The sequence below is a fragment of the Rhizobium sophoriradicis genome (genome assembly GCF_025200795.1).
Lineage (GTDB): Bacteria > Pseudomonadota > Alphaproteobacteria > Rhizobiales > Rhizobiaceae > Rhizobium > Rhizobium sophoriradicis.
The window spans coordinates 4,261,737-4,281,510 of sequence record NZ_CP104152.1; the positions used below are offsets into that span (position 1 = coordinate 4,261,737).

A 19,774-nucleotide genomic window follows, 5' to 3' on the forward strand; every position below is an offset into this window, starting at 1 on the left:
CGCATTCCTGTTACCATCGAATCGGATAGGAAGGAGCGCCGTCCGTCCTCGAGGAGTAGATCTTGTTTCTGATTTCGAAGCTTGTCTGGATTTTGGGCCAGCCGCTGTCGCTGGCATTCCTTCTTGTCTTCTTCGCGCTCCTCGCCGGGCTTCGGCGCTGGCGCGCCTTAAGTCTTTTCGCGACAGCCGGTGGCGCCCTCATCCTCTTCGTCACGCTCTATACCACGGCCGGCAACCTGCTGATGCAGGGACTCGAGCAGCGGTTTCCAAAGCCTGCCGGCGATCCGGAGAACCTGCAATGCATGATCGTGCTCGGCGGCGCCTTCGAAAATGAGGTGAACACGGCGCGCCACGGCATCGAATTCAACGCAGCGGCCGACCGCTTCGTCGAAGCCCTGCGGCTTGCGCAGAAATTTCCGCAGTCGCGCATTCTGATCTCGGGCGGCGACGGCTCGCTCTCGGGCATCTACGAAGGCGATGCGGCGGCATCCGAGCGGTTCTTCCCGCTGTTCGGCATCGGCAAAGATCGGCTGATTGAGGAGCGGCAATCGCGCACCACCTTTGAAAACGCCGTCAACACCAAGGAATTCCTGGCAAGCCAGGGGCTTTCCCATTGTCTGCTGATCACCTCGGGCTTCCATATGCCGCGTTCCGTCGGCATCTTCCGCAAGCTCGGCATCGATATCGTGCCCTGGCCGACCGATTATCGCACCGACGGGCAGGTGAGGCCGGGCCTGGATTTCACCCAGCCGAACCTCAATGCCCAGAACATGGCGACGGCGATCCGGGAATGGTACGGCCTGGTCGGCTATTACCTCGCCGGCCGGACGTCGGAGCTCTATCCCCGCTGAGTCACTTCTTCGAGATGGTGACGAATTTCGTGCCGCGCACGCGCGCCGTGACGATGCAGGGATCACCTTCGGTGCGGTCGCAGAACCGCGGATGCATCTTCATCGCCAGCACCATGTTGCCGAAGCGCTGGACGAAGTCGTAGCCGTAGATCTGTGCCGTCGCGATCATGAAATAACCGCCTTCGGCGACCTGCAGGTAGAAATTATAGGTGCAGCCGTCGTCATTGCATTGCGGCCCCTTTTGCCCGTCGCAGGTGAGCAGGCCTTCGTTGACCACCGCGTCGATCAGCCCGTCATTGTTGATGTCCTGCCGGGTGATGAAGCCGTCGGCGAATTCGGCCGCCTTGCACTGCTCCTGGAAATGCTTCTTCTCGTAGATCTCCGGGTCGGAGATCAGCGATTGCTGGCCGAAGGCCGCAGCCGGCAAGATGAGCAGCAGGAGGACATTCAGAACGGCGAGCACCAGCGTTTTCACGGGCTTTCCTCTTTTGGATAAAGCTCTATCGGCTCGCTTTATGGCCGCCCCGCCTTGCGCCGCCCTTGCCGCCGTGGTTCTTTCCAGAAACTGTTCGCCGGCTCCGGGGTCCTGATGTCCTTGCTCGTCTATCTCGATTATGCCGGCATTGCGCTGTTTGCCGCCACAGGCGCGCTCGCCGCCTCGCGCAAGCAGCTCGATCTGATCGGCTTTCTGTTTTTCGCCATGGTGACGGGAACCGGCGGCGGCACGGTGCGCGATATCGTGCTCGGCCGCGTACCGGTCTTCTGGGTGCTGAACCCCGGCTATATTCTCGTCTGCTGCATCATGGGCGTCATCGTTTTCTTCACCGCTCACCTCCTGGAATCGCGCTATCGCCTGCTGATCTGGCTGGATGCGATCGGTCTGGCCGCCTATTGCGTGCTCGGCGCCGCCAAGGGACTTGCCGCCACCGGCTCGCCGACCATCGCCATCGTCACCGGCACGTTGACGGCAACCTTCGGCGGCATCCTGCGCGACTTGATGGCAAACGAGCCTTCGGTGCTGCTCAGGCCGGAAATCTATGTGACTGCGGCTCTTATCGGGGCCGGCGTGTTCACGCTCGCCAATGGGCTGGGGATGCCGCTTTATCTCGCCTCGGGCTGCGGCGTCGCGGCGGCCTTTGGCGTTCGCGGCGGAGCGCTGTGGTTCGGCTGGACCTTCCCGATTTACAAGCACAAGCCCGGCCGGCATCCCGACGATGTCATGTAGAGACCGAGCATGATGCCGAAAAGTGTAAGCGGTTTTCGGACGACATCATGCTCTAGCTATTTAAACCAGAACAGGATGATTTTAGGTCGAATGACCTAAAATCATCCTGTTCTAAGGCGCCGTCAGCCCCGCTTGGCCCGCAGGCGGATCACCACGTCGACATGGGCGATCTCCATGCCCTCGGGCGGCTCCGGCAGATTGTCTATCGTCAGGTTGCTGACGGGAATGTCGAGCACCTCGTTTTCGCCTTCGACGAAGAAATGATGGTGGTCGGAAACATTGGTGTCGAAATAGGTCTTGGCGCTCTCCACGGCGAGAACGCGGATCAGGCCGGCCTCGGTGAACTGGTGCAGCGTGTTGTAGACGGTCGCCAGCGAAACCGGCACGCCGGCGGCAACCGCTTCCTCATGCAGCTCCTCGACGGTCAAATGCCGGTCGCCCTTGGCAAACAGGAGGTCGCCGAGCGCGACACGCTGGCGGGTAGGGCGCAGGCCTGCGCCACGCAGCCTAACCTCTATTGCGATCGGGAGTGCACCCGTCATCAAGACCAACTCCGGTTATTCCTGCATAAAGCAATCATGTTTCTACAAGCGGTATAACTTTTGCATTGCAGCCTTTCAATAGTTCAATGGGGACAAGAGCCTGAGAAAGGCGGCAAAAACGGGCTTTTGACGCAAATAGGTCTGGTCGCGGCTCTGGCCTTCCTGTATGCGACCACCAAATAATGGGGTAGGCCTGGTCCGGGACGATGAGTGAAGCTGCCTTGCTTGTGCTTCATTTTCTGAAGAACTTGGACTACACGTTCACATCCATCGGCTTCACGCGGGGGGAAAAAGAAATTTATGACAACCAGACAGTCCAGCTTCTCGTATGAAGAACTCATCGCTTGCGCTCATGGCAAGCTGTTCGGCCCCGGCAATGCGCAGCTGCCGCTGCCGCCCATGCTGATGGTTCACCGCATCACGGAAATTTCCGAAACGGGCGGCGCCTTCGACAAGGGCTATCTCAGGGCCGAATACGACGTACGCCCCGACGACTGGTATTTTCCCTGCCATTTCGAAGGCAATCCGATCATGCCCGGCTGCCTCGGTCTCGACGGCATGTGGCAGCTGACCGGCTTCTTCCTCGGCTGGCTCGGCGAGGAAGGCCGCGGCATGGCGCTTTCGACAGGCGAAGTGAAATTCAAGGGCATGGTGCGGCCGCAGACGAAGCTGATCGAATACGGGATCGACTTCAAGCGCGTCATGCGCGGCCGCCTCGTGCTCGGCACGGCGGACGGCTGGCTGAAGGCGGACGGCGAGACCATATACCAGGCGGCCGATCTTCGCGTCGGTCTGTCGAAAGACAAGACCGCCTGAAACCGCATTTCGAGCGGCTGACGAAAACAACAAAGGTTGATCAGATGAGACGGGTAGTTGTCACGGGTCTGGGTATCGTTTCCTCGATCGGAAGCGACGCGGCCGAAGTCACCGAATCCTTGCGCCAGGCAAAGTCGGGTATTTCCTTTTCCAACGATTTCGCCGAACACGGCTTCAAGTGCCAGGTCTGGGGCAGCCCGAAGCTCGGCCCGGCGGAACTTGCCGAGCTGGTCGATCGCCGCGCCATGCGCTTCCTGTCACAGGGCGGCGCCTGGAACCATGTCGCCATGAAGCAGGCGATCGCCGATTCCGGTCTGGAAGAGAAGGACTACGCGCAGAACGAACGCGCCGGCATCATCATGGGCTCCGGCGGCCCGTCCACGCGCACCCTGATCGAAGCGGCCGACATCACCGTCAAGAACAACAGCCCGAAGCGCATCGGCCCCTTCGCCGTACCGAAGGCAATGTCTTCGACCGCGTCGGCCACGCTCGCCACCTGGTTCAAGATTCACGGCGTCAATTATTCGATTTCGTCGGCCTGCTCGACCTCGGCGCACTGCATCGGCAATGCCGCCGAGATGATCCAGTGGGGCAAGCAGGACGTGATGTTTGCCGGCGGCCACGAGGATCTCGATTGGACGATGTCCAATCTCTTCGACGCTATGGGCGCCATGTCCTCCAAGTACAACGACACGCCCGACAACGCCTCGCGCGCCTATGACGTCAACCGCGACGGCTTCGTCATCGCCGGCGGCGCCGGCGTGCTGGTGCTCGAAGAACTCGAGCGCGCCAAGGCCCGCGGCGCCAAGATCTACGCCGAAATCGTCGGCTACGGCGCCACCTCTGATGGTTACGACATGGTCGCTCCTTCGGGCGAGGGCGCAATCCGCTGCATGCGCCAGGCGCTTGCCACGGTGAAGGGCGACGTCGACTATATCAACACCCACGGCACGTCGACGCCGGTCGGTGACAGCAAGGAAATCGGCGCCATCCGCGAGGTGTTCGGCGCCAGGATCCCGCATATCCAGTCGACCAAGTCGCTGACGGGCCATTCGCTGGGTGCGGCCGGCGTGCAGGAATCGATCTACTCCCTGCTGATGATGCAGCAAGGCTTCATCGGCGAGAGCGCCCATATCAGCGAGCTCGATCCCGAATTCGAAGGCGTGCCGATCGTGCGCAAGCGTATCGACGATGCGAAGATCGATATCGCCCTCTCCAACTCCTTCGGCTTCGGCGGGACGAACGCCACGCTCGTCTTCCAGCGCCATAACGGATAATAATATGACTGGAATCATGCAGGGTAAGCGCGGCCTCGTCATGGGCGTCGCCAACAACCACTCGATCGCCTGGGGAATTTCGAAGGCTCTCGCCGCTGAGGGTGCGGACCTCGCCTTCACCTATCAGGGCGAAGCGCTCGGCAAGCGCGTCAAGCCGCTTGCCGCCGAAGTCGGCTCGGATTTCGTGCTGCCCTGCGACGTCGAGGACATCGCCTCGGTCGATAGCCTGGTCGATGCGATCGAACAGCGCTGGGGCAAGCTCGATTTCATCGTTCATGCCATCGGCTTTTCCGACAAGAACGAGCTGAAGGGTCTCTACGCCGATACGACGCGCGAGAATTTCAGCCGCACCATGGTCATTTCCTGCTTCTCCTTCACCGAGATCGCCAAGCGCTGCGCGCCGTTGATGGAAGACGGCGGCGCGATGCTGACCTTGACCTACAATGGCTCGACGCGCGTCATCCCGAACTACAACGTCATGGGCGTCGCCAAGGCAGCGCTCGAGGCTTCGGTGCGCTATCTCGCCGCCGATTACGGCCCGCGTGGCATCCGCGTCAACGCCATCTCCGCCGGCCCGATCCGCACGCTTGCAGGCGCCGGCATCTCCGATGCGCGCGCGATCCTCTCCTGGAACCAGCGCAATGCGCCGCTGCGCAAGACCGTGACGATCGATCAGGTCGGCAGCTCGGCGCTCTACCTGCTCTCGGACCTTTCCGCCGGCGTCACCGGCGAAATTCACTTCGTCGACGCCGGCTTCAACATCACCTCGATGCCGACGCTGGATACGCTGCGCAGGGCAGACGTCGAGTAATCGGCACCCGATAGGAAGCTCAAAGGCCGTGCGCAGATGATGCGCACGGCCTATTTTCTTGCGATCGATGAAAGAACGGTTCGAGGCCTGAGCCTTATTTCTTCGCCCACAACACCTTGAAGCGGGCATTGCGGCAGGTTTCACCGCTTTCCCTGAATTCCGCCGCCAGAACCGGCTCGTAGGGCAGGCCGCGATTGGCGACCAGCAGCAGTCGGCCGCCGCCGCGAAGGGCGGTTGCGGCGGTCTTGATCATCGCCTGGCCGAGCGACGGCTCGGCGGCATGGCCCTCATGGAAGGGCGGGTTCATGATGACGAGGTCGTATTTGTCCTTGACCGGCTCGCCCGCCAGATCGTGCCAGAAGAAGCGCGCAGGCGCGTTCGGGCAGTTCTCCGCCATATTGTCCCGCGCAGCCTCCAGGGCCGCGTGATTGGCTTCATAAAGGTCAAGGCGCCCCAGTCCGCGCGATCTCTGCGCCATCTCGACAGAGAGATAACCCCATCCCGCGCCAAAGTCGGCAACGTCGCCGGTAAAATCCTGCGGCAGGCGCGAGGCGAGCAGCTCAGATCCGGCATCGACACGGTCATGCGAGAACATGCCTGCCGTCGCATGGAAGCGGTCGTCGACGCGCACCGGCGCTTTCGCCAGCTTGGAAACGATGTCGCCGGCATCGGCCGGCCGGCCGAACCAGAAGGCGACGCCGTGATATTTCGGCATATGGTCGATGGCGAGGCCGAACCCTTCCAGGCGCTTGCGCAGCGGCTGGATGCCGTCTTCCTTGGCCCCGGCAACGACGATCAGGCCGCCCGTCCGCGTGCGGGCGATCGCAGCGGCGAGATTGGCCTCGTTCTCGCCCTTGTGCTTGGTGCAGAGCACGAGTGCGGCGTCATAATCCTCGCCGTCGATCTCCGGCTTGGCGTCGATCCGCTGCGCCAGAAGCTGCCGGTAGAGCGGCCGGAAGCCCTGGACGGCGCTGAGCGAGGCGGCAAAGCCTTCGGGCAGCTGAAAGCCTGCCTCGGCGCCGAGAAAGAGCACGCGCTCGCCCTCGCCGGGCGCCTCGACTGTGCCGCTGGCAAAGGGATGGAACAGGGTCTTCAGCGTCTCGCGGCTCATGGGTCTCGTCTCGTTAAAGCGTGTCGGGCAAAATTGTGCAGCGGTTTTGCGACTACGACATGCGCAAAACCAGGATACAAAAAGGGCGCGGAAGATTCCCGCGCCCGGAATTCAATCTGGGAGACGCGGCTTATTCGGCCGCTTCTTCCTTCTTCTTCTCGTTCGCGATCTCCTGGCCGGTGGCCTGGTCGACGACCTTCATCGACAGGCGAACCTTGCCGCGTTCGTCGAAGCCGAGCAGCTTGACCCAGACCTTGTCGCCTTCCTTGACGACGTCCTGCGTCTTGGCAACGCGCTCGGAAGCGAGCTGCGAGATATGGACGAGGCCGTCGCGGGCGCCGAAGAAGTTGACGAAGGCGCCGAAGTCGGCGGTCTTGACAACCGTGCCTTCGTAGATCTGGCCGATTTCAGGCTCGGCAACGATCGAGTGGATCCACTTGCGGGCCGCTTCGATTTCCTTGCCGGAAGAGGAGGCGATCTTGACGGTGCCGTCGTCCTCGATGTTGATCTTCGCACCGGTCTTTTCGACGATTTCGCGGATGACCTTGCCGCCAGAGCCGATGACCTCGCGGATCTTGTCGACCGGAATGTTCATGACTTCGATGCGCGGCGCGAATTCGCCAAGCTGGCCGCGGCTTTCGGTAATGGCCTTGGCCATTTCGCCGAGGATGTGTTTGCGGCCGCCCTGGGCCTGGCCGAGCGCGACCTTCATGATCTCTTCGGTGATGCCGGCGATCTTGATGTCCATCTGCAGCGAGGTAATGCCGTCGGCCGTACCAGCAACCTTGAAGTCCATGTCGCCGAGGTGGTCTTCGTCACCGAGAATGTCGGAGAGAACGGCGAAGCGGTCGCCTTCGAGGATCAGGCCCATGGCGATGCCGGCAACCGGCTTGGCAAGCGGAACGCCGGCATCCATCAGGGCGAGCGAGGTGCCGCAGACGGTTGCCATCGAGGACGAGCCGTTCGACTCGGTGATCTCGGAGACGACGCGCAGCGTGTATGGGAACTGCTCGGCCGACGGCAGCATCGGACGGATGGCGCGCCATGCAAGCTTGCCGTGGCCGATTTCGCGGCGGCCCGGGGAGCCCATGCGGCCGGTTTCGCCGACGGAGTAAGGCGGGAAGTTGTAATGGAGCAGGAAGCGCTCCTTGTACATGCCCGTCAGGCTGTCGACATACTGTTCGTCTTCGCCGGTGCCGAGCGTGGCAACGACGATCGCCTGGGTTTCGCCGCGGGTGAACAGCGCCGAACCGTGGGTGCGCGGCAGAAGACCGACTTCCGAAACGATCGGACGAACGGTTTCGAGGTCGCGGCCGTCGATACGGCTCTTGGTATCGAGGATGTTCCAGCGGACGATCTTGGCCTGCAGGTGCTTGAAGATCGCGCCGACTTCCTCGGCCGTGTACTTGGCTTCGCCTTCCTCGGGGAGGAAATGCGCCTTCACCTTTGCCTTGACGGCGTCGACGGCGGCGTAGCGGTCGGCCTTCTGGGTGATCTTGTAGGCTTCACGCAATTCGGCTTCCGCCAGGCCGAGCATTTCGCTTTCGAGCGCGGAATAGTCCTCCGGCTGGAAGTCGCGCGGCTCCTTGGCGGCAACTTCGGCGAGCTTGATGATCGCATCGAGAACCGGTTGGAAACCCCTGTGGCCGAACATGACGGCGCCGAGCATGACGTCCTCGGGCAGTTCCTTGGCTTCGGATTCGACCATCAGCACGGCGTCGTAGGTGCCGGCGACGACGAGGTCGAGGCTCGACTCGTCCATCTCGTCGAGATGCGGGTTAAGAACATATTCGCCATTGATGTAGCCGACGCGCGCACCGCCGACCGGGCCCATGAAGGGAACGCCGGAGAGCGTCAGCGCTGCCGAGGTCGCGACCATCGACAGGATGTCGGGGTTGTTTTCAAGGTCGTGCTGGATGACGGTGACGACGACCTGGGTGTCGTTCTTGTAGCCTTCCGGGAAGAGCGGGCGGATCGGGCGGTCGATCAGGCGGGAAACGAGGGTCTCGTTTTCGCTCGGGCGTCCTTCGCGCTTGAAATAGCCGCCAGGGATCTTGCCGGCTGCGTAGGTCTTTTCCTGGTAGTTGACGGTCAGCGGAAAGAAGTCCTGGCCGGGCTTCGGCGCCTTGGCCGAAACGACGGTGGCGAGAACGACGGTCTCGCCGTAGGTGGCGAGAACCGCGCCATCGGCCTGGCGGGCGATCTTGCCGGTTTCAAGCTTCAGCGGGCGGCCGGCCCACTCGATTTCCACGGTGTGTGTATCAAACATATCTTGTCCTTCAATGCGGGAGCACGCGCCATCGCCGATATCAGGGCGCAGCGCACAGTCGACCGCAATCAATGCGACGTATCACGGGCAAGACAACGAGAGGCTTTTCGTCTCAGCTTCCTCAGGAACCCTTGTTCCCGGGAAAACCGGGCCAAAGCTTCGAGAAGCTCTGGCCGAAAGCATCCGGCAATCCTGCCCCATGACAGGTCAGCGGTTGGTTTGGCAGAACCGGCCCATCCGGGTCTGCCGGTCGTTCCTCCGCTTGAGATAGGGCGCGGCCGGAACATTTCATCGGAACATCGTCCGAAACAGATCCGGCGGACGCTCGAAAGCGCCCGCCGGACAATTTTAGCGGCGGATACCCAGGCTGGAGATCAGCTTGGAATAGCGGCCTTCATCCTTCTTCTTGAGATAATCAAGAAGCGAGCGGCGGCTCGAAACCATCGTCAGCAGGCCACGGCGGGAATGGTTATCCTTCTTGTGGTCCTTGAAGTGTTCGGTCAGGTTGTTGATGCGCTCGGTCAGGATCGCGACCTGGACTTCCGGAGAACCGGTATCGCCTTCGGCGGTTGCGTATTCCTTGATCAGCGCAGCCTTGCGCTCAGCAGTGATCGACATCGGATGGTCCTTTCTATGAGAGGAGAAGAAGTCGCCAAAAGCCGGGATGCCGTCCAGCTTTGGCCGCGAATGCAATCGGGCGTACCCGATGCTGGCGCTGCCTATAAACCAAATAAGCAGCGATGGAAAGAGGGAGCCCCGCAGCAGCTTTCAGCGGCCCGTCATCGCGTCACGGATCATCGCATTATAGCCTGCAGGATCCTGCAGCATGGCGAAATGGCTGGCGTCTTTCAGGATGACGAGCTTTGCGCCCGGAATTTCTTTCGCCATCATCTCGGTATGATCGAGCTTTACGGCCTCATCATGATCACCGATGGCAAGCGTGACCGGCAGCGTGATCTTGCCAAGCTCCGTCGCCGTCCAGTTCGGCTGCGTCGCCCACATTTGCGAAATCTGCGTAACGAAGGCGTCGTATTCGTTCGGTGTCGGCGACAGCTTCCGGTATTGCTCGCCGGCGACTTTGATGTATTCGTTGAAGGTCTTGTTGCTCAGGACGTCCGGCTTGACGCCGTCCGTGGTGACATTGGCAGCCTGGGCAATGACCCGCGTCAGCCTTTCCGGATATCTCATCGCCATGTCGATGCCGATGATGCCGCCGTCCGACCACCCGACGAGCGTCACCTTGTCGATCTTCAGATAATCGAGCAGGGCGACATAATCCGATGTCATCAGATCGTAGCCGAAAGGCTGCTGGCTGCGCGTCGAGCGGCCGTGACCGCGGCTGTCGGCAACGATGACCAGATGATCCCTGGCGAATTCGGCGATCTGGCGACCCCAGACGCCGGTATTGCCAAGGCCGCCATGGATGAAAAGGATCGGATCGCCTTCACCATATTCGGCATAATACATCTTGATGTCGTTCACATCGGCCATGCCGCTCACCTTCGGCGCCGGCATGGCAGGAAAGGCCGGAAGCTCGGCCCAGCGCTCGGCGGATTGCGCGCCGGCGACGGTCAGGACCATCGAAAAGAACGTCAGTATTGCAATTGCGATTGCGCGCATAATTCTCCCCTCGGGCCGTTATGGCCGGAAAGGAAGATATCGCATCGCCACCGCATGGCAACCGTCAGCTGTAAACTCAGGCAAAAACCCGCTTTGGGCGAAACTCGCCCTGGCCGATCTCGCCGATCGCGATCAGCCTGCCGCGAGCCGTAGCATAAGCTTCGCTTTCGGCAATCGGCGCATCGCGGCCGCGCACCAGGATCGGATTGCCCATCTTCAGCCGGTGCGCCTGGTCGTCGTTGATGACGAGGTGAGGCAGGGCGGAAAGCGCCTCGCATGTGTCGATCAGCAATGCGTCGAGGGCGGCGAGCCGCTCATCCATGTCCTCGATCGCTTCGAGCGCCACGAGATTGGCAAGCGGCACCATGGCTTCTTCCTGGAAAGGCGCGACGAAAGTGCGCCGCAGGCCCGATATATGGCCGTAGCAGCCGAGCTCGCGGCCGAAATCGCGTGCAAGCGCCCGGACATAAGTGCCCTTGCCGCATTCTACTTCGAAATGCGCGGTATTCGCATCCGGGCAGGCAAGCAGGGTCAGCCGGAATATCTCAACTTCGCGTGAGGGAATCTCGACGGCTTCCCCGTCGCGGGCCAGATCATAGGCGCGTTCACCTGCGATCTTGATGGCGGAAAACTGCGGCGGCACCTGGCTGATCGTGCCGATATAGCGGGGCAGGATATCGCGGATCTGCTGCTCGGTCGGGCGTCTTTCCGAGCTCTGGGTCACATCGCCTTCGAGATCGTCGGTAGCGCGCTCCTCGCCCCAGCTGACGGTGAACTCATAGATTTTCCGGCCGTCCATCACATAGGGAACGGTCTTGGTCGCGTCGCCGAGCGCGATCGGCAGCATGCCGGAGGCAAGCGGGTCGAGGGTGCCGGCATGGCCGGCCTTCTGCGCCTTGTAGAGCCATTTGAGCTTGGAAACGGCTTCCGTCGAGCCGAAATCCACCGGCTTGTCGAGGATCAGCCAGCCGGAAATCGGCCGGCCCTTGGGTTTGCGTGGTTTGGACATGCGTCTCTTCTGTTATTGTTCGTCGTTGTCGCCGTCGAGATCGCGGCTCACCTCGGGCGAACGCAAGAGCTCGTCGATCTTCTTGTAATTGTCGAAGCTGGTATCGTCGCGGAAACGCACCTCCGGCATGTATTTCATCTGCCGGAGCTGCGGTCCGAGCCGGCCGCGGATGAACTTCGCATGGCGGTTCAACGCCTCGATGACGATGCTGTGGTCGGAAACGCCGAGCGGCGTCACATAAGCGGTGGCGATCTTGAGGTCGGGCGACATACGCACTTCCGAGATTGAGATCACGGTTGCCTCGATGATGTCGTCGCGCACTTCGCCGCGCTGCAATACCTGGGTGATCGCGGCGCGGACCTGTTCGCCAACGCGCAGCATGCGCTGCGAAGGCGCGGAGGATGTTGGTCTGGTCATTGTTATCTCTGTTTGCCGATGCGGCTGGGAATCGAACCCGTCAAAGGAGAGCGTCCATGACTCTTTTGGCTGCAAAGGTCAAGGCCGCCAGATACCAGAAGCCATCCGCCGGCTGGCGGATGGCTTCTGGAAAGCTGTTGTTGCGCGAGGCGCCTGGCGGTTAGAGCGTGCGCGTGATGTGTTCGACGCGGAAGCACTCGATGACGTCGCCGACGCGCATGTCCTCGTAATTTTCGAAGGCCATGCCGCACTCCTGGCCCATGGGCACTTCGGAGACTTCGTCCTTGAAGCGCTTGAGGGTCTTGAGCTTGCCTTCGTGGACGACGACGTCGTTGCGGATGAGGCGGACGCCTGCCCCGCGCTCGACCTTGCCTTCGACGACACGGCAGCCTGCGACCTTGCCGACCTTGGTGATGTTGAACACCTCCAGGATCTCGGCATTGCCGATGAAGGTTTCGCGCCGTTCCGGCGACAGCAGGCCCGACATCGCCGCCTTCACGTCATCCACGAGATCGTAGATAATGTTGTAGTAGCGGATTTCGAGGCCCTGGCGTTCGGCGAACTGGCGTGCCTGCGCATTGGCGCGAACGTTGAAGCCGATGATGGCGGCGTTCGAAGCTTCGGCGAGCGAGATGTCCGACTCGGTGATGCCGCCTGCGCCTGAATGGACGATGCGGGCGCGGACTTCATCGGTGCCGAGCTTCTCCAGCGCGCCGGCAATCGCTTCGATCGAGCCCTGCACGTCGCCCTTGATGACAAGCGGGAACTCCTTGATACCGGCGCTCTGGCGCTGGATCATCATCTGTTCCAGCGAGCCGCGCTGGCTAGACTGGCGGGCAGCCGCCTTGTCGCGGGCAAGACGCTGACGGTATTCCGAGATTTCGCGGGCGCGGCTCTCGCTTTCGACGACAGCGAATTTGTCGCCTGCCTGCGGCGTGCCGGAAAGACCGAGGACCTCGACCGGAGTCGCGGGACCTGCTTCCTTCACATGGTCGCCCTTGTCCGTCACCAGCGCACGCACACGGCCCCAGACATCGCCGGCGACGATGATCTGACCCGGACGCAGCGTGCCCTTCTGGACGAGCACAGTCGCGACTGAACCACGGCCGCGGTCGAGCTGGGCTTCGATAACGGTGCCTTCCGCCGTCCGGTCGGGATTGGCCTTGAGGTCGAGAATTTCGGCCTGCAGCAGGATCGCCTCGAGCAGCTTGTCGAGGTTCTTGCCTGTTTTGGCCGAAACCTCGACGTCGAGCACTTCACCGCCCATGGTTTCAACGAAGACTTCGTGCTGCAGCAGCTGGTTGCGGACCTTCTGCGGATCGGCCTCGTGCTTGTCGATCTTGTTGATCGCAACGATGATCGGAACGCCAGCCGCCTTGGCGTGATTGATCGATTCGATCGTCTGCGGCATCACGCTGTCGTCGGCTGCAACGACCAGGATTGCGATGTCGGTAGCCTGCGCGCCGCGGGCACGCATCGCCGTGAACGCGGCGTGGCCTGGCGTGTCGATGAAGGTGATCTTCTGGCCGTTCTGCTCCACCTGATAGGCGCCGATATGCTGGGTGATGCCACCGGCTTCGCCGGAAACCACATTGGCATGGCGGATGGCGTCAAGCAGCGAGGTCTTGCCGTGGTCGACATGGCCCATGATGGTGACGACGGGCGGGCGTGAAACCAGTTCGCCGGCCTCGTCGGAGACGTTGAAGATGCCGAGTTCGACGTCGGACTCCGACACGCGTCTGACAGTATGGCCGAATTCGCCGGCGATGAGTTCCGCAAGGTCGGCGTCGATGACGTCGCCCGGCTTCATCATCTGGCCTTCCTTCATCAGGTACTTGATGACGTCGACGGCGCGTTCGGACATGCGCTGCGACAGTTCCTGAATGGTGATGGTTTCGGGCAGGACGACTTCGCGGGAGATCTTCTCGCGCGTTTCCTGCATCTGGCTGCGGCGGAATTTCTCCTGCCGGCGGCGCATTGCCGAAAGCGAACGGCCGCGGGCGTTGTCGTCGCCGTCCGCGTCGGCGGTGGTAATGGTCAGCTTGCCGCGGCGGCGCTCTTCATCCGTCTTCGGACGCGTCGTCACCGGTTTTGCGGGTTCGGGGCGAACGACGCGGCCACGGGCGGGACCGCCGCGTGCTGCGCCACGATCTTCGTCTTCCGTTTCAGGGCGACGGCCACGGGCACCGGCCGGCGCGGCGGCGCCTGGCGCCGGACGGGCGGCAGCGGGGGCTGCAGCATCAGGCCGGCGTGCAGCAGCAGGCCGCGGAGCGTCCGAACGAGCTTCGGCGGCGACGGGAGCCGGTGCTGCCTCAGCGGCTGCCGGTTCAGCGACAGCGGGTGCCTCGGCCTGCCGGGCAGCCTCTTCGGCTGCCTTGCGGGCGGCTTCTTCTGCTTCGGCTGCCTTGCGGACAATCTCCTCGGCGGCGCGGCGCTTGTCTTCCTCGGCGCGGCGGATCGCATCCTGTGCGTCACGCGCCTGGGATTCGGCAAGCGCACGGCGGCGGGCGTCCATCTCTTCCGGCGACAGATGGTTCAGCACGACAGGGCGCGGACGATCGTTCGAGCGCTGCGGCTGATAGGACTGCTGCGGACGCTGATTGGTCTGGCTGTTGCCCGGCTGATGAACCCGCGGTGCAGGCGTCGGCTGCGGCGGACGCGCCTGAACGGGCGCCGGCGCCGGTTCGGCTGCGCGGACCGGGGCCGCGGGGGCAGCGGGCGTGATCGGCTTTTCGTCTTCCGGGCGCATCGGGCGCCGCTTGCGGGTCTCGACCACGACCGCTTTGGTGCGACCCCGACCCATATCCTGGCGAACGGTGCCCTGGCTCATCCCCGATGGTTTCAGGGTAAGCGTCTTCTTGCCCGTTACGCTGAGTGTCTTGTCGTCGTTACTATCGGTCATTCGTTCCCGTTCCTTCGGACAGGGAGCGATGACGAGATCAGACCCTGTCGTTCAAATACTGTCGATCAATGAGAATGAGACCGGCCGATGCCGGTGACCGTCTCATTGTTTTTGCCGGCCAGCGCCGCCCGCTGCCCGGGACTGACCGCCAATACGGTACTGTTCGAGCATCTTTGCGCGCTTCACTACACCTTCACCCGCCTGCCCTGCAAGCACTGCGGCATGGATAAAAGCATTCTGGCCCATCAGGCCTTCCATTTCGCTCTCCGAGAAGAAGCGGTAGGAAGGTATCTCCTCCTCGGTCTCCATTCCGAGGTGCCAGGCCTTGCGGGCCTGGTCGATTTTCCGGACTCCGTCGTCCGCTGCTTCAGTCGCGTGGAACACCGCAAGGGCTGCTCCGCTTCTCACTGCGGCATCCACTTTCGCGGAGCCGCTGATGAACTGGCCGGCTTTGCGCGCCATGTTCATCATCTGCATTAATTGCGCCGCCAGCAGCCGGTCGACATTCGCGCCGAGATCGTCTGCAGCCTTCACATCGCTTTTCAGCGCGCGGGCGAAGAGCTTCTTCGCCACCGCCTTGTCGACCAGCGACCGGTCGGCTTTCACCCAGCATCCGCGTCCCGGAAGCTCGCGCTTCAGGTCGGCGACGACGGTTCCGTCGGGAGCCGCGACGAAGCGGATCAGCTCATCCGGCGATCCGCTTTCACGCGTCACGATGCACATGCGTCCGTTCACGTCATAACCTGCAAGATCGTCGTCCTCAGGAAGAGCGTCCGGCTCATGCGTGGTCATCATGCTTCCTGTTCGGCTTCGGTGACCTCTTCTTCGGTCCCCTTCGCCAGGTCCTCTTCGGTGATCCAGCCGGCCGCAAGCCGAGCCTGGACGATCATCTGTTCGGCCTCGACGCGCGAGACGTCGAATTTCGAGAACAGGCCTTCGAACTTCTTCGTTTCGCCGTTCTTGCGTTCCGTCCAGCCGACGAGATCGTCAGCGGCGCAGCCGGCGAAATCCTCGATCGACTTGATGCCGTCTTCGCCGAGCGCCACCATCATCTGGGCGGTCATGCCGTCGATTTCGCGCAGCTCGTCCTGAACGCCGAGCGCCTTGCGCTTCTCGTCCATCTCGGCTTCGAGACGCTCGAGGAATTCGCGAGCGCGGGTCTGGATTTCCTGCGCCGTATCTTCGTCGAATCCGTCGATCGAAGAAATTTCGTCGAGATCGACATAAGCGAGTTCCTCGACGGCGGCGAAGCCTTCCGAGGCCAGAACCTGGCCGACCATCTCGTCGACGTCGAGCGAATCCATGAACAGGTTGGTGCGCTCGTTGAATTCCTTCTGGCGGCGTTCCGATTCCTCGGCCTCAGTCATGATGTCGATGTCCCAGCCGGTCAGCTGCGACGCCAGGCGAACGTTCTGGCCACGACGGCCGATCGCAAGCGACAGCTGCTCGTCGGGAACGACGACTTCGATGCGCTCGGCATCCTCGTCGAGAACGACCTTGGCGACTTCGGCCGGCTGCAGGGCGTTGACGACGAAGGTCGCCGGATCTTGGCTCCACGGAATGATGTCGATCTTCTCACCCTGAAGCTCGCCGACGACGGCCTGAACGCGCGAACCGCGCATACCGACGCAGGCGCCGACCGGATCGATCGAACTGTCGTTCGAGATCACGGCGATCTTGGCGCGCGAGCCCGGATCGCGGGCGACCGACTTCACCTGGATGATGCCGTCGTAGATTTCAGGCACTTCCATGGTGAAGAGCTTCACCATAAATTGCGGATGCGTGCGCGACAGAAAGATCTGCGGGCCGCGCTGCTCACGGCGGACGTCATAGACATAGGCGCGGACGCGATCGCCATAGCGCACGTTTTCGCGCGGGATCATTTCGTCGCGGCGGATGATGCCTTCGCCACGGCCGAGATCGACGATGACATTGCCGTATTCGACGCGCTTGACGGTGCCGTTGACGATTTCGCCGACGCGATCCTTGAATTCGTCGAACTGGCGATCGCGTTCGGCTTCACGCACCTTCTGCACGATCACCTGCTTGGCGGACTGTGCGGCGATACGGCCGAAATCCATCGGCGGCAGCGGATCGGCGATGAAATCGCCGAGTGCGGCGTCCGGGTTGCGGTCGCGGGCGAGCTCGAGCGGGATCTGCGTCGAATAATCTTCGGCCTTGTCGACGACTTCGAGCAGGCGCTGCAGCCGGATTTCTCCGGTCTTCGGATTGATGTCGGCGCGGATGTTGGACTCGGTGCCGTAACGCGAGCGTGCCGCCTTCTGAATGGCATCGGCCATTGCGGCAAGCACGATCTCGCGGTCGATGACCTTTTCGCGCGCCACTGCATCTGCGATCTGCAGAAGTTCGAGCCGGTTCGCACTGACTGCCATTGTCTTGTTTCTCCGTCTTTACTCCGGGGTTCCCGTCCCTGGGAGCGGTCTGTTAATCGGTTATTCCTGCTCGTCCGCTTCGTTCTGGTTGGCGGCCTGCGCTTTAGCCAGCTTGTCGGCGCGCAATGCATCGCGGATCAGATCGTCAGTCAGAATGAGCTTCGCATCGCTAAGCGCCGTGAAGGGAATGGAGACTTTCGGCTCTTCCCCATAAGCGATCTGGTCGCGCTCAAGCGTAAAACAATCCGCGTCCGCTTCGACGATTTTGCCACGGAAACGCTTGCGATTGCCGATCATGATCGACGTCTCGCATTTCACCAGGTGGCCTTGCCAGCGGACGAAGTCGGATTTCCGCACCATCGGACGGTCGATGCCGGGCGAAGACACCTCGAGATGATACTCTTTATCGATCGGATCTTCCACATCGAGGACGGGAGAAATCGCCATCGAGACTTCTTCGCAGTCCTGAACCGTCATCGTCCCGTCGTTGCGCTCAGCCATCACCTGCATCGTCATGCCGTTCTGGTTCAACATGCGCACGCGGATCAGCCGGAAGCCCATGCCGACGAGCACGGGTTCGATGATATCGGCAAGACGCTGGTCGAGCCCAGTTTCGGTAATCAGTCGCGGCTCAACTTCGTTGTCTGCGTTTGTCATGTCCGACAAGCGGTGCGCTCCTCGCAATTTCTGCTGTTCGGGCGATCGCGCTAATAAAAAAGAGCGGGTCCTTGCGGCCCACTCTTCATCAAGCGATCAAGAATTTGAGACGCATATAGTCCGGTTTTTACGAAATTGCAAGGTCTCAGCCAATTCGCTTGTCAGGGCGTGGATGCGTCTATGGCCAGCCTCGGTCTTGCGCATATATTGCCTTGGGGCCGGACGGCAAAACGGGAGGAATCGTGGCGTATACTTCGTCGACATTGGCGCCTTTGCGGCACGAGACCTATCGCGCCATATGGGTTGCGAGCCTTTCCTCGAATTTCGGCGGCCTGATCCAGGCGGTGGGCGCTGCCTGGATGATGACGACGATCACCGCTTCGGAAGATATGGTGGCGCTGGTTCAGACCTCGACGGCGCTGCCGATCATGCTGTTTTCGCTGATATCCGGGGCGCTCGCCGACAATTACGACCGTCGCCGCGTCATGCTGACGGCGCAGTGCATGATGCTGACGGTCTCGGCCCTGCTGACGGCTTGCGCGCTTCTCGGCTGGATCACGCCCTGGCTGCTGCTCTTCTTCACCTTCCTGATCGGCTGCGGCACTGCGCTCAACAATCCTTCCTGGCAGGCCTCCGTCGGCGACATGGTGCCGCGCGCGGATCTGCCGGGCGCGGTCACGCTGAACAGCATGGGTTTCAACATCACCCGCAGCGTCGGCCCGGCGATCGGTGGCGCGATCGTGGCGGCCGCAGGCGCTGCCGCGGCCTTCGCGGTGAATACTTTGAGTTACCTGCCGTTGATCTACGCTTTGTCGCGTTGGCGGCCAAACACGCCCGTTGCGACCCTGCCGCGCGAGGCGCTCGCCAGCGCCATCTTCGCCGGCCTGCGTTATGTCTCGATGTCGCCCAATCTCGAAAAGGTCCTGGTCAGGGGGCTCATCTTCGGCATCGGCGCCAGTTCGATTCTGGCGCTGCTGCCGATCGTCGCCCTCGATCTGGTTGCCGGCGGACCGCTGACCTATGGCTTCATGCTCGGCGCTTTCGGCATCGGCGCAATCGGCGGCGCCGTGCTGAGTGCGAAAATTCGCCAGGCCTTTTCCAGCGAGATGATCATCCGCCTGGCCTTTGCTGGCTTTGCGCTGAGCGCCGTCATCGCCGCGGTTAGTCCAAGTGCCGTCCTCACCTCAGCGGGGCTGCTCGTCGCCGGCGCCTGCTGGGTCTCGGCACTGTCGCTCTTCAACACCATCGTCCAACTCTCGACGCCGCGCTGGGTGGTCGGCCGCGCGCTGTCGCTCTACCAGACCGTCACTTTCGGCGGCATTGCCGGTGGCAGCTGGCTCTGGGGTGTGGCCGCCGACCGCTACGGCGTCGCCGATGCGCTGCTGATGTCATCCGTCGTCATGCTGCTCGGCATTGCGATCGGTTTGCGGTTTTCGATGCCGGCCTTCGCCTCGCTCAATCTCGATCCGCTGAACCGCTTCACCGCGCCTGCGCTCAGCCTCGACATCACGCCGCGCAGCGGCCCGATCGTCATCCAGGTCGACTACGAGATCGCCGATGCCGACCTTGCCGAATTCATGGCGCTGATGGGCGAGCGGCGCCGCATCCGTATCCGCGACGGCGCAAGGCACTGGGCCTTGATGCGTGATCTCGAAAATCCCGGGCTGTGGACGGAAAGCTACCATACGCCGACCTGGGTCGAATACATCAGACATAACCAGCGGCGCACCCAGGCCGATGCGGAAAACATCGACAGGCTGCGCGCGCTTCACCGCGGCGAAGGCCCGCCCCATGTTCATCGTATGATCGAGCGTCAGGCCATCCCGCCGGGCGATGACGTCTTCCATAAAGCGCCGATCGATCTGCATCATTGA

General features: G+C 62.1%; 18 protein-coding genes. 6 read left to right on the forward strand and 12 right to left on the reverse strand.

Annotated features, from left to right (window positions below; all coding sequences use genetic code 11):
- The first annotated feature begins 62 nt into the window (after positions 1 to 62).
- Positions 63 to 851 (forward strand): YdcF family protein, encoded by a 789-nt coding sequence (locus N2597_RS20775; RefSeq protein WP_077995086.1) that lies wholly within the window; start codon positions 63 to 65, stop codon positions 849 to 851.
- Position 852: 1 nt separating this feature from the next.
- Here N2597_RS20775 and N2597_RS20780 read toward each other — a convergent pair whose 3' ends face one another.
- On the reverse strand, positions 853 to 1,326 hold the full coding sequence (locus tag N2597_RS20780) for a hypothetical protein (RefSeq protein WP_038686037.1): 474 nt from the start codon (positions 1,324 to 1,326) through the stop codon (positions 853 to 855).
- 114 nt (positions 1,327 to 1,440) lie between these two features.
- On the opposite strand from N2597_RS20780, the gene N2597_RS20785 reads away from it, so the two are divergent.
- The gene (locus N2597_RS20785; protein ID WP_038686039.1) at positions 1,441 to 2,076 is read left to right on the forward strand and encodes a trimeric intracellular cation channel family protein; all 636 of its coding nucleotides are present in this window, start codon (positions 1,441 to 1,443) and stop codon (positions 2,074 to 2,076) included.
- A 122-nt stretch (positions 2,077 to 2,198) separates the two neighbouring features.
- On the opposite strand, the gene irrA is transcribed toward N2597_RS20785, so the two are convergent.
- Positions 2,199 to 2,618 carry an iron response transcriptional regulator IrrA gene (irrA, locus tag N2597_RS20790; RefSeq protein WP_009988790.1) on the reverse strand — a complete coding sequence of 140 codons (420 nt, stop codon included), beginning with the start codon at positions 2,616 to 2,618 and terminating at the stop codon, positions 2,199 to 2,201.
- A 300-nt stretch (positions 2,619 to 2,918) separates the two neighbouring features.
- Here irrA and fabA point away from each other — a divergent pair, with 300 nt between their 5' ends.
- Genes fabA through fabI form a run of 3 tightly spaced genes read left to right on the forward strand, consistent with a single transcriptional unit; the run spans position 2,919 to position 5,522 of the window.
- Positions 2,919 to 3,434: a 3-hydroxyacyl-[acyl-carrier-protein] dehydratase FabA gene (gene fabA / locus N2597_RS20795; RefSeq protein ID WP_038686040.1), complete on the forward strand. Its 516-nt coding sequence runs from the start codon at positions 2,919 to 2,921 to the stop codon at positions 3,432 to 3,434.
- Between the two features lie 44 nt (positions 3,435 to 3,478).
- Entirely contained in the window at positions 3,479 to 4,711 is a 1,233-nt protein-coding gene (gene fabB / locus N2597_RS20800; protein WP_077995085.1) for a beta-ketoacyl-ACP synthase I, read from the forward strand.
- A 4-nt stretch (positions 4,712 to 4,715) separates the two neighbouring features.
- Positions 4,716 to 5,522: an enoyl-ACP reductase FabI gene (gene fabI / locus N2597_RS20805; protein WP_039617187.1), complete on the forward strand. Its 807-nt coding sequence runs from the start codon at positions 4,716 to 4,718 to the stop codon at positions 5,520 to 5,522.
- Positions 5,523 to 5,616: 94 nt separating this feature from the next.
- Here the strand turns inward: fabI and N2597_RS20810 are convergent, their stop codons facing one another.
- From N2597_RS20810 to rimP, 10 genes are all read right to left on the reverse strand, one after another.
- On the reverse strand, positions 5,617 to 6,633 hold the full coding sequence (locus N2597_RS20810; RefSeq protein WP_009993662.1) for a class I SAM-dependent methyltransferase: 1,017 nt from the start codon (positions 6,631 to 6,633) through the stop codon (positions 5,617 to 5,619).
- 130 nt (positions 6,634 to 6,763) lie between these two features.
- Positions 6,764 to 8,902 (reverse strand): polyribonucleotide nucleotidyltransferase, encoded by a 2,139-nt coding sequence (gene pnp / locus N2597_RS20815; RefSeq protein WP_038686047.1) that lies wholly within the window; start codon positions 8,900 to 8,902, stop codon positions 6,764 to 6,766.
- A 348-nt stretch (positions 8,903 to 9,250) separates the two neighbouring features.
- On the reverse strand, positions 9,251 to 9,520 hold the full coding sequence (gene rpsO / locus N2597_RS20820; protein WP_029531690.1) for a 30S ribosomal protein S15: 270 nt from the start codon (positions 9,518 to 9,520) through the stop codon (positions 9,251 to 9,253).
- A 150-nt stretch (positions 9,521 to 9,670) separates the two neighbouring features.
- Positions 9,671 to 10,522 carry an alpha/beta fold hydrolase gene (locus N2597_RS20825; protein ID WP_077995084.1) on the reverse strand — a complete coding sequence of 284 codons (852 nt, stop codon included), beginning with the start codon at positions 10,520 to 10,522 and terminating at the stop codon, positions 9,671 to 9,673.
- 76 nt (positions 10,523 to 10,598) lie between these two features.
- A complete protein-coding gene (truB, locus tag N2597_RS20830) occupies positions 10,599 to 11,531 on the reverse strand; it encodes a tRNA pseudouridine(55) synthase TruB (RefSeq protein ID WP_038686051.1) in 933 nt (310 codons plus the stop codon).
- 12 nt (positions 11,532 to 11,543) lie between these two features.
- Positions 11,544 to 11,948: a 30S ribosome-binding factor RbfA gene (gene rbfA, locus N2597_RS20835; RefSeq protein ID WP_009993666.1), complete on the reverse strand. Its 405-nt coding sequence runs from the start codon at positions 11,946 to 11,948 to the stop codon at positions 11,544 to 11,546.
- A 160-nt stretch (positions 11,949 to 12,108) separates the two neighbouring features.
- The gene (gene infB, locus N2597_RS20840; RefSeq protein WP_038686055.1) at positions 12,109 to 14,850 is read right to left on the reverse strand and encodes a translation initiation factor IF-2; all 2,742 of its coding nucleotides are present in this window, start codon (positions 14,848 to 14,850) and stop codon (positions 12,109 to 12,111) included.
- Between the two features lie 102 nt (positions 14,851 to 14,952).
- Positions 14,953 to 15,645: an RNA-binding protein gene (locus tag N2597_RS20845; protein ID WP_086155853.1), complete on the reverse strand. Its 693-nt coding sequence runs from the start codon at positions 15,643 to 15,645 to the stop codon at positions 14,953 to 14,955.
- The gene (nusA, locus tag N2597_RS20850) at positions 15,642 to 17,243 is read right to left on the reverse strand and encodes a transcription termination factor NusA (RefSeq protein WP_038686059.1); all 1,602 of its coding nucleotides are present in this window, start codon (positions 17,241 to 17,243) and stop codon (positions 15,642 to 15,644) included. Before nusA ends, N2597_RS20845 begins: the two co-directional genes overlap by 4 nt.
- Before the next feature lie 60 nt (positions 17,244 to 17,303).
- Complete coding sequence (gene rimP, locus N2597_RS20855; RefSeq protein ID WP_096763472.1) at positions 17,304 to 17,909, reverse strand: ribosome maturation factor RimP; 606 nt, start codon at positions 17,907 to 17,909, stop codon at positions 17,304 to 17,306.
- A gap of 233 nt (positions 17,910 to 18,142) precedes the next feature.
- On the opposite strand from rimP, the gene N2597_RS20860 reads away from it, so the two are divergent.
- Positions 18,143 to 19,774, forward strand: coding sequence for an MFS transporter (locus tag N2597_RS20860; protein ID WP_096763471.1), 1,632 nt, complete (start codon positions 18,143 to 18,145; stop codon positions 19,772 to 19,774).

Excerpts from the sequence above, each read along its gene's own strand:
- N2597_RS20785 (WP_038686039.1), top strand. The coding sequence starts at position 1,441 with ATGTCCTTGCTCGTCTATCTCGATTATGCCGGCATTGCGCTGTTTGCC.
- irrA (WP_009988790.1), bottom strand. The coding sequence starts at position 2,618 with ATGACGGGTGCACTCCCGATCGCAATAGAGGTTAGGCTGCGTGGCGCA.
- fabA (WP_038686040.1), top strand. The coding sequence starts at position 2,919 with ATGACAACCAGACAGTCCAGCTTCTCGTATGAAGAACTCATCGCTTGC.
- fabB (WP_077995085.1), top strand. The coding sequence starts at position 3,479 with ATGAGACGGGTAGTTGTCACGGGTCTGGGTATCGTTTCCTCGATCGGA.
- fabI (WP_039617187.1), top strand. The coding sequence starts at position 4,716 with ATGACTGGAATCATGCAGGGTAAGCGCGGCCTCGTCATGGGCGTCGCC.
- N2597_RS20810 (WP_009993662.1), bottom strand. The coding sequence starts at position 6,633 with ATGAGCCGCGAGACGCTGAAGACCCTGTTCCATCCCTTTGCCAGCGGC.
- pnp (WP_038686047.1), bottom strand. The coding sequence starts at position 8,902 with ATGTTTGATACACACACCGTGGAAATCGAGTGGGCCGGCCGCCCGCTG.
- rpsO (WP_029531690.1), bottom strand. The coding sequence starts at position 9,520 with ATGTCGATCACTGCTGAGCGCAAGGCTGCGCTGATCAAGGAATACGCA.
- N2597_RS20825 (WP_077995084.1), bottom strand. The coding sequence starts at position 10,522 with ATGCGCGCAATCGCAATTGCAATACTGACGTTCTTTTCGATGGTCCTG.
- truB (WP_038686051.1), bottom strand. The coding sequence starts at position 11,531 with ATGTCCAAACCACGCAAACCCAAGGGCCGGCCGATTTCCGGCTGGCTG.
- rbfA (WP_009993666.1), bottom strand. The coding sequence starts at position 11,948 with ATGACCAGACCAACATCCTCCGCGCCTTCGCAGCGCATGCTGCGCGTT.
- infB (WP_038686055.1), bottom strand. The coding sequence starts at position 14,850 with ATGACCGATAGTAACGACGACAAGACACTCAGCGTAACGGGCAAGAAG.
- N2597_RS20845 (WP_086155853.1), bottom strand. The coding sequence starts at position 15,645 with ATGATGACCACGCATGAGCCGGACGCTCTTCCTGAGGACGACGATCTT.
- nusA (WP_038686059.1), bottom strand. The coding sequence starts at position 17,243 with ATGGCAGTCAGTGCGAACCGGCTCGAACTTCTGCAGATCGCAGATGCA.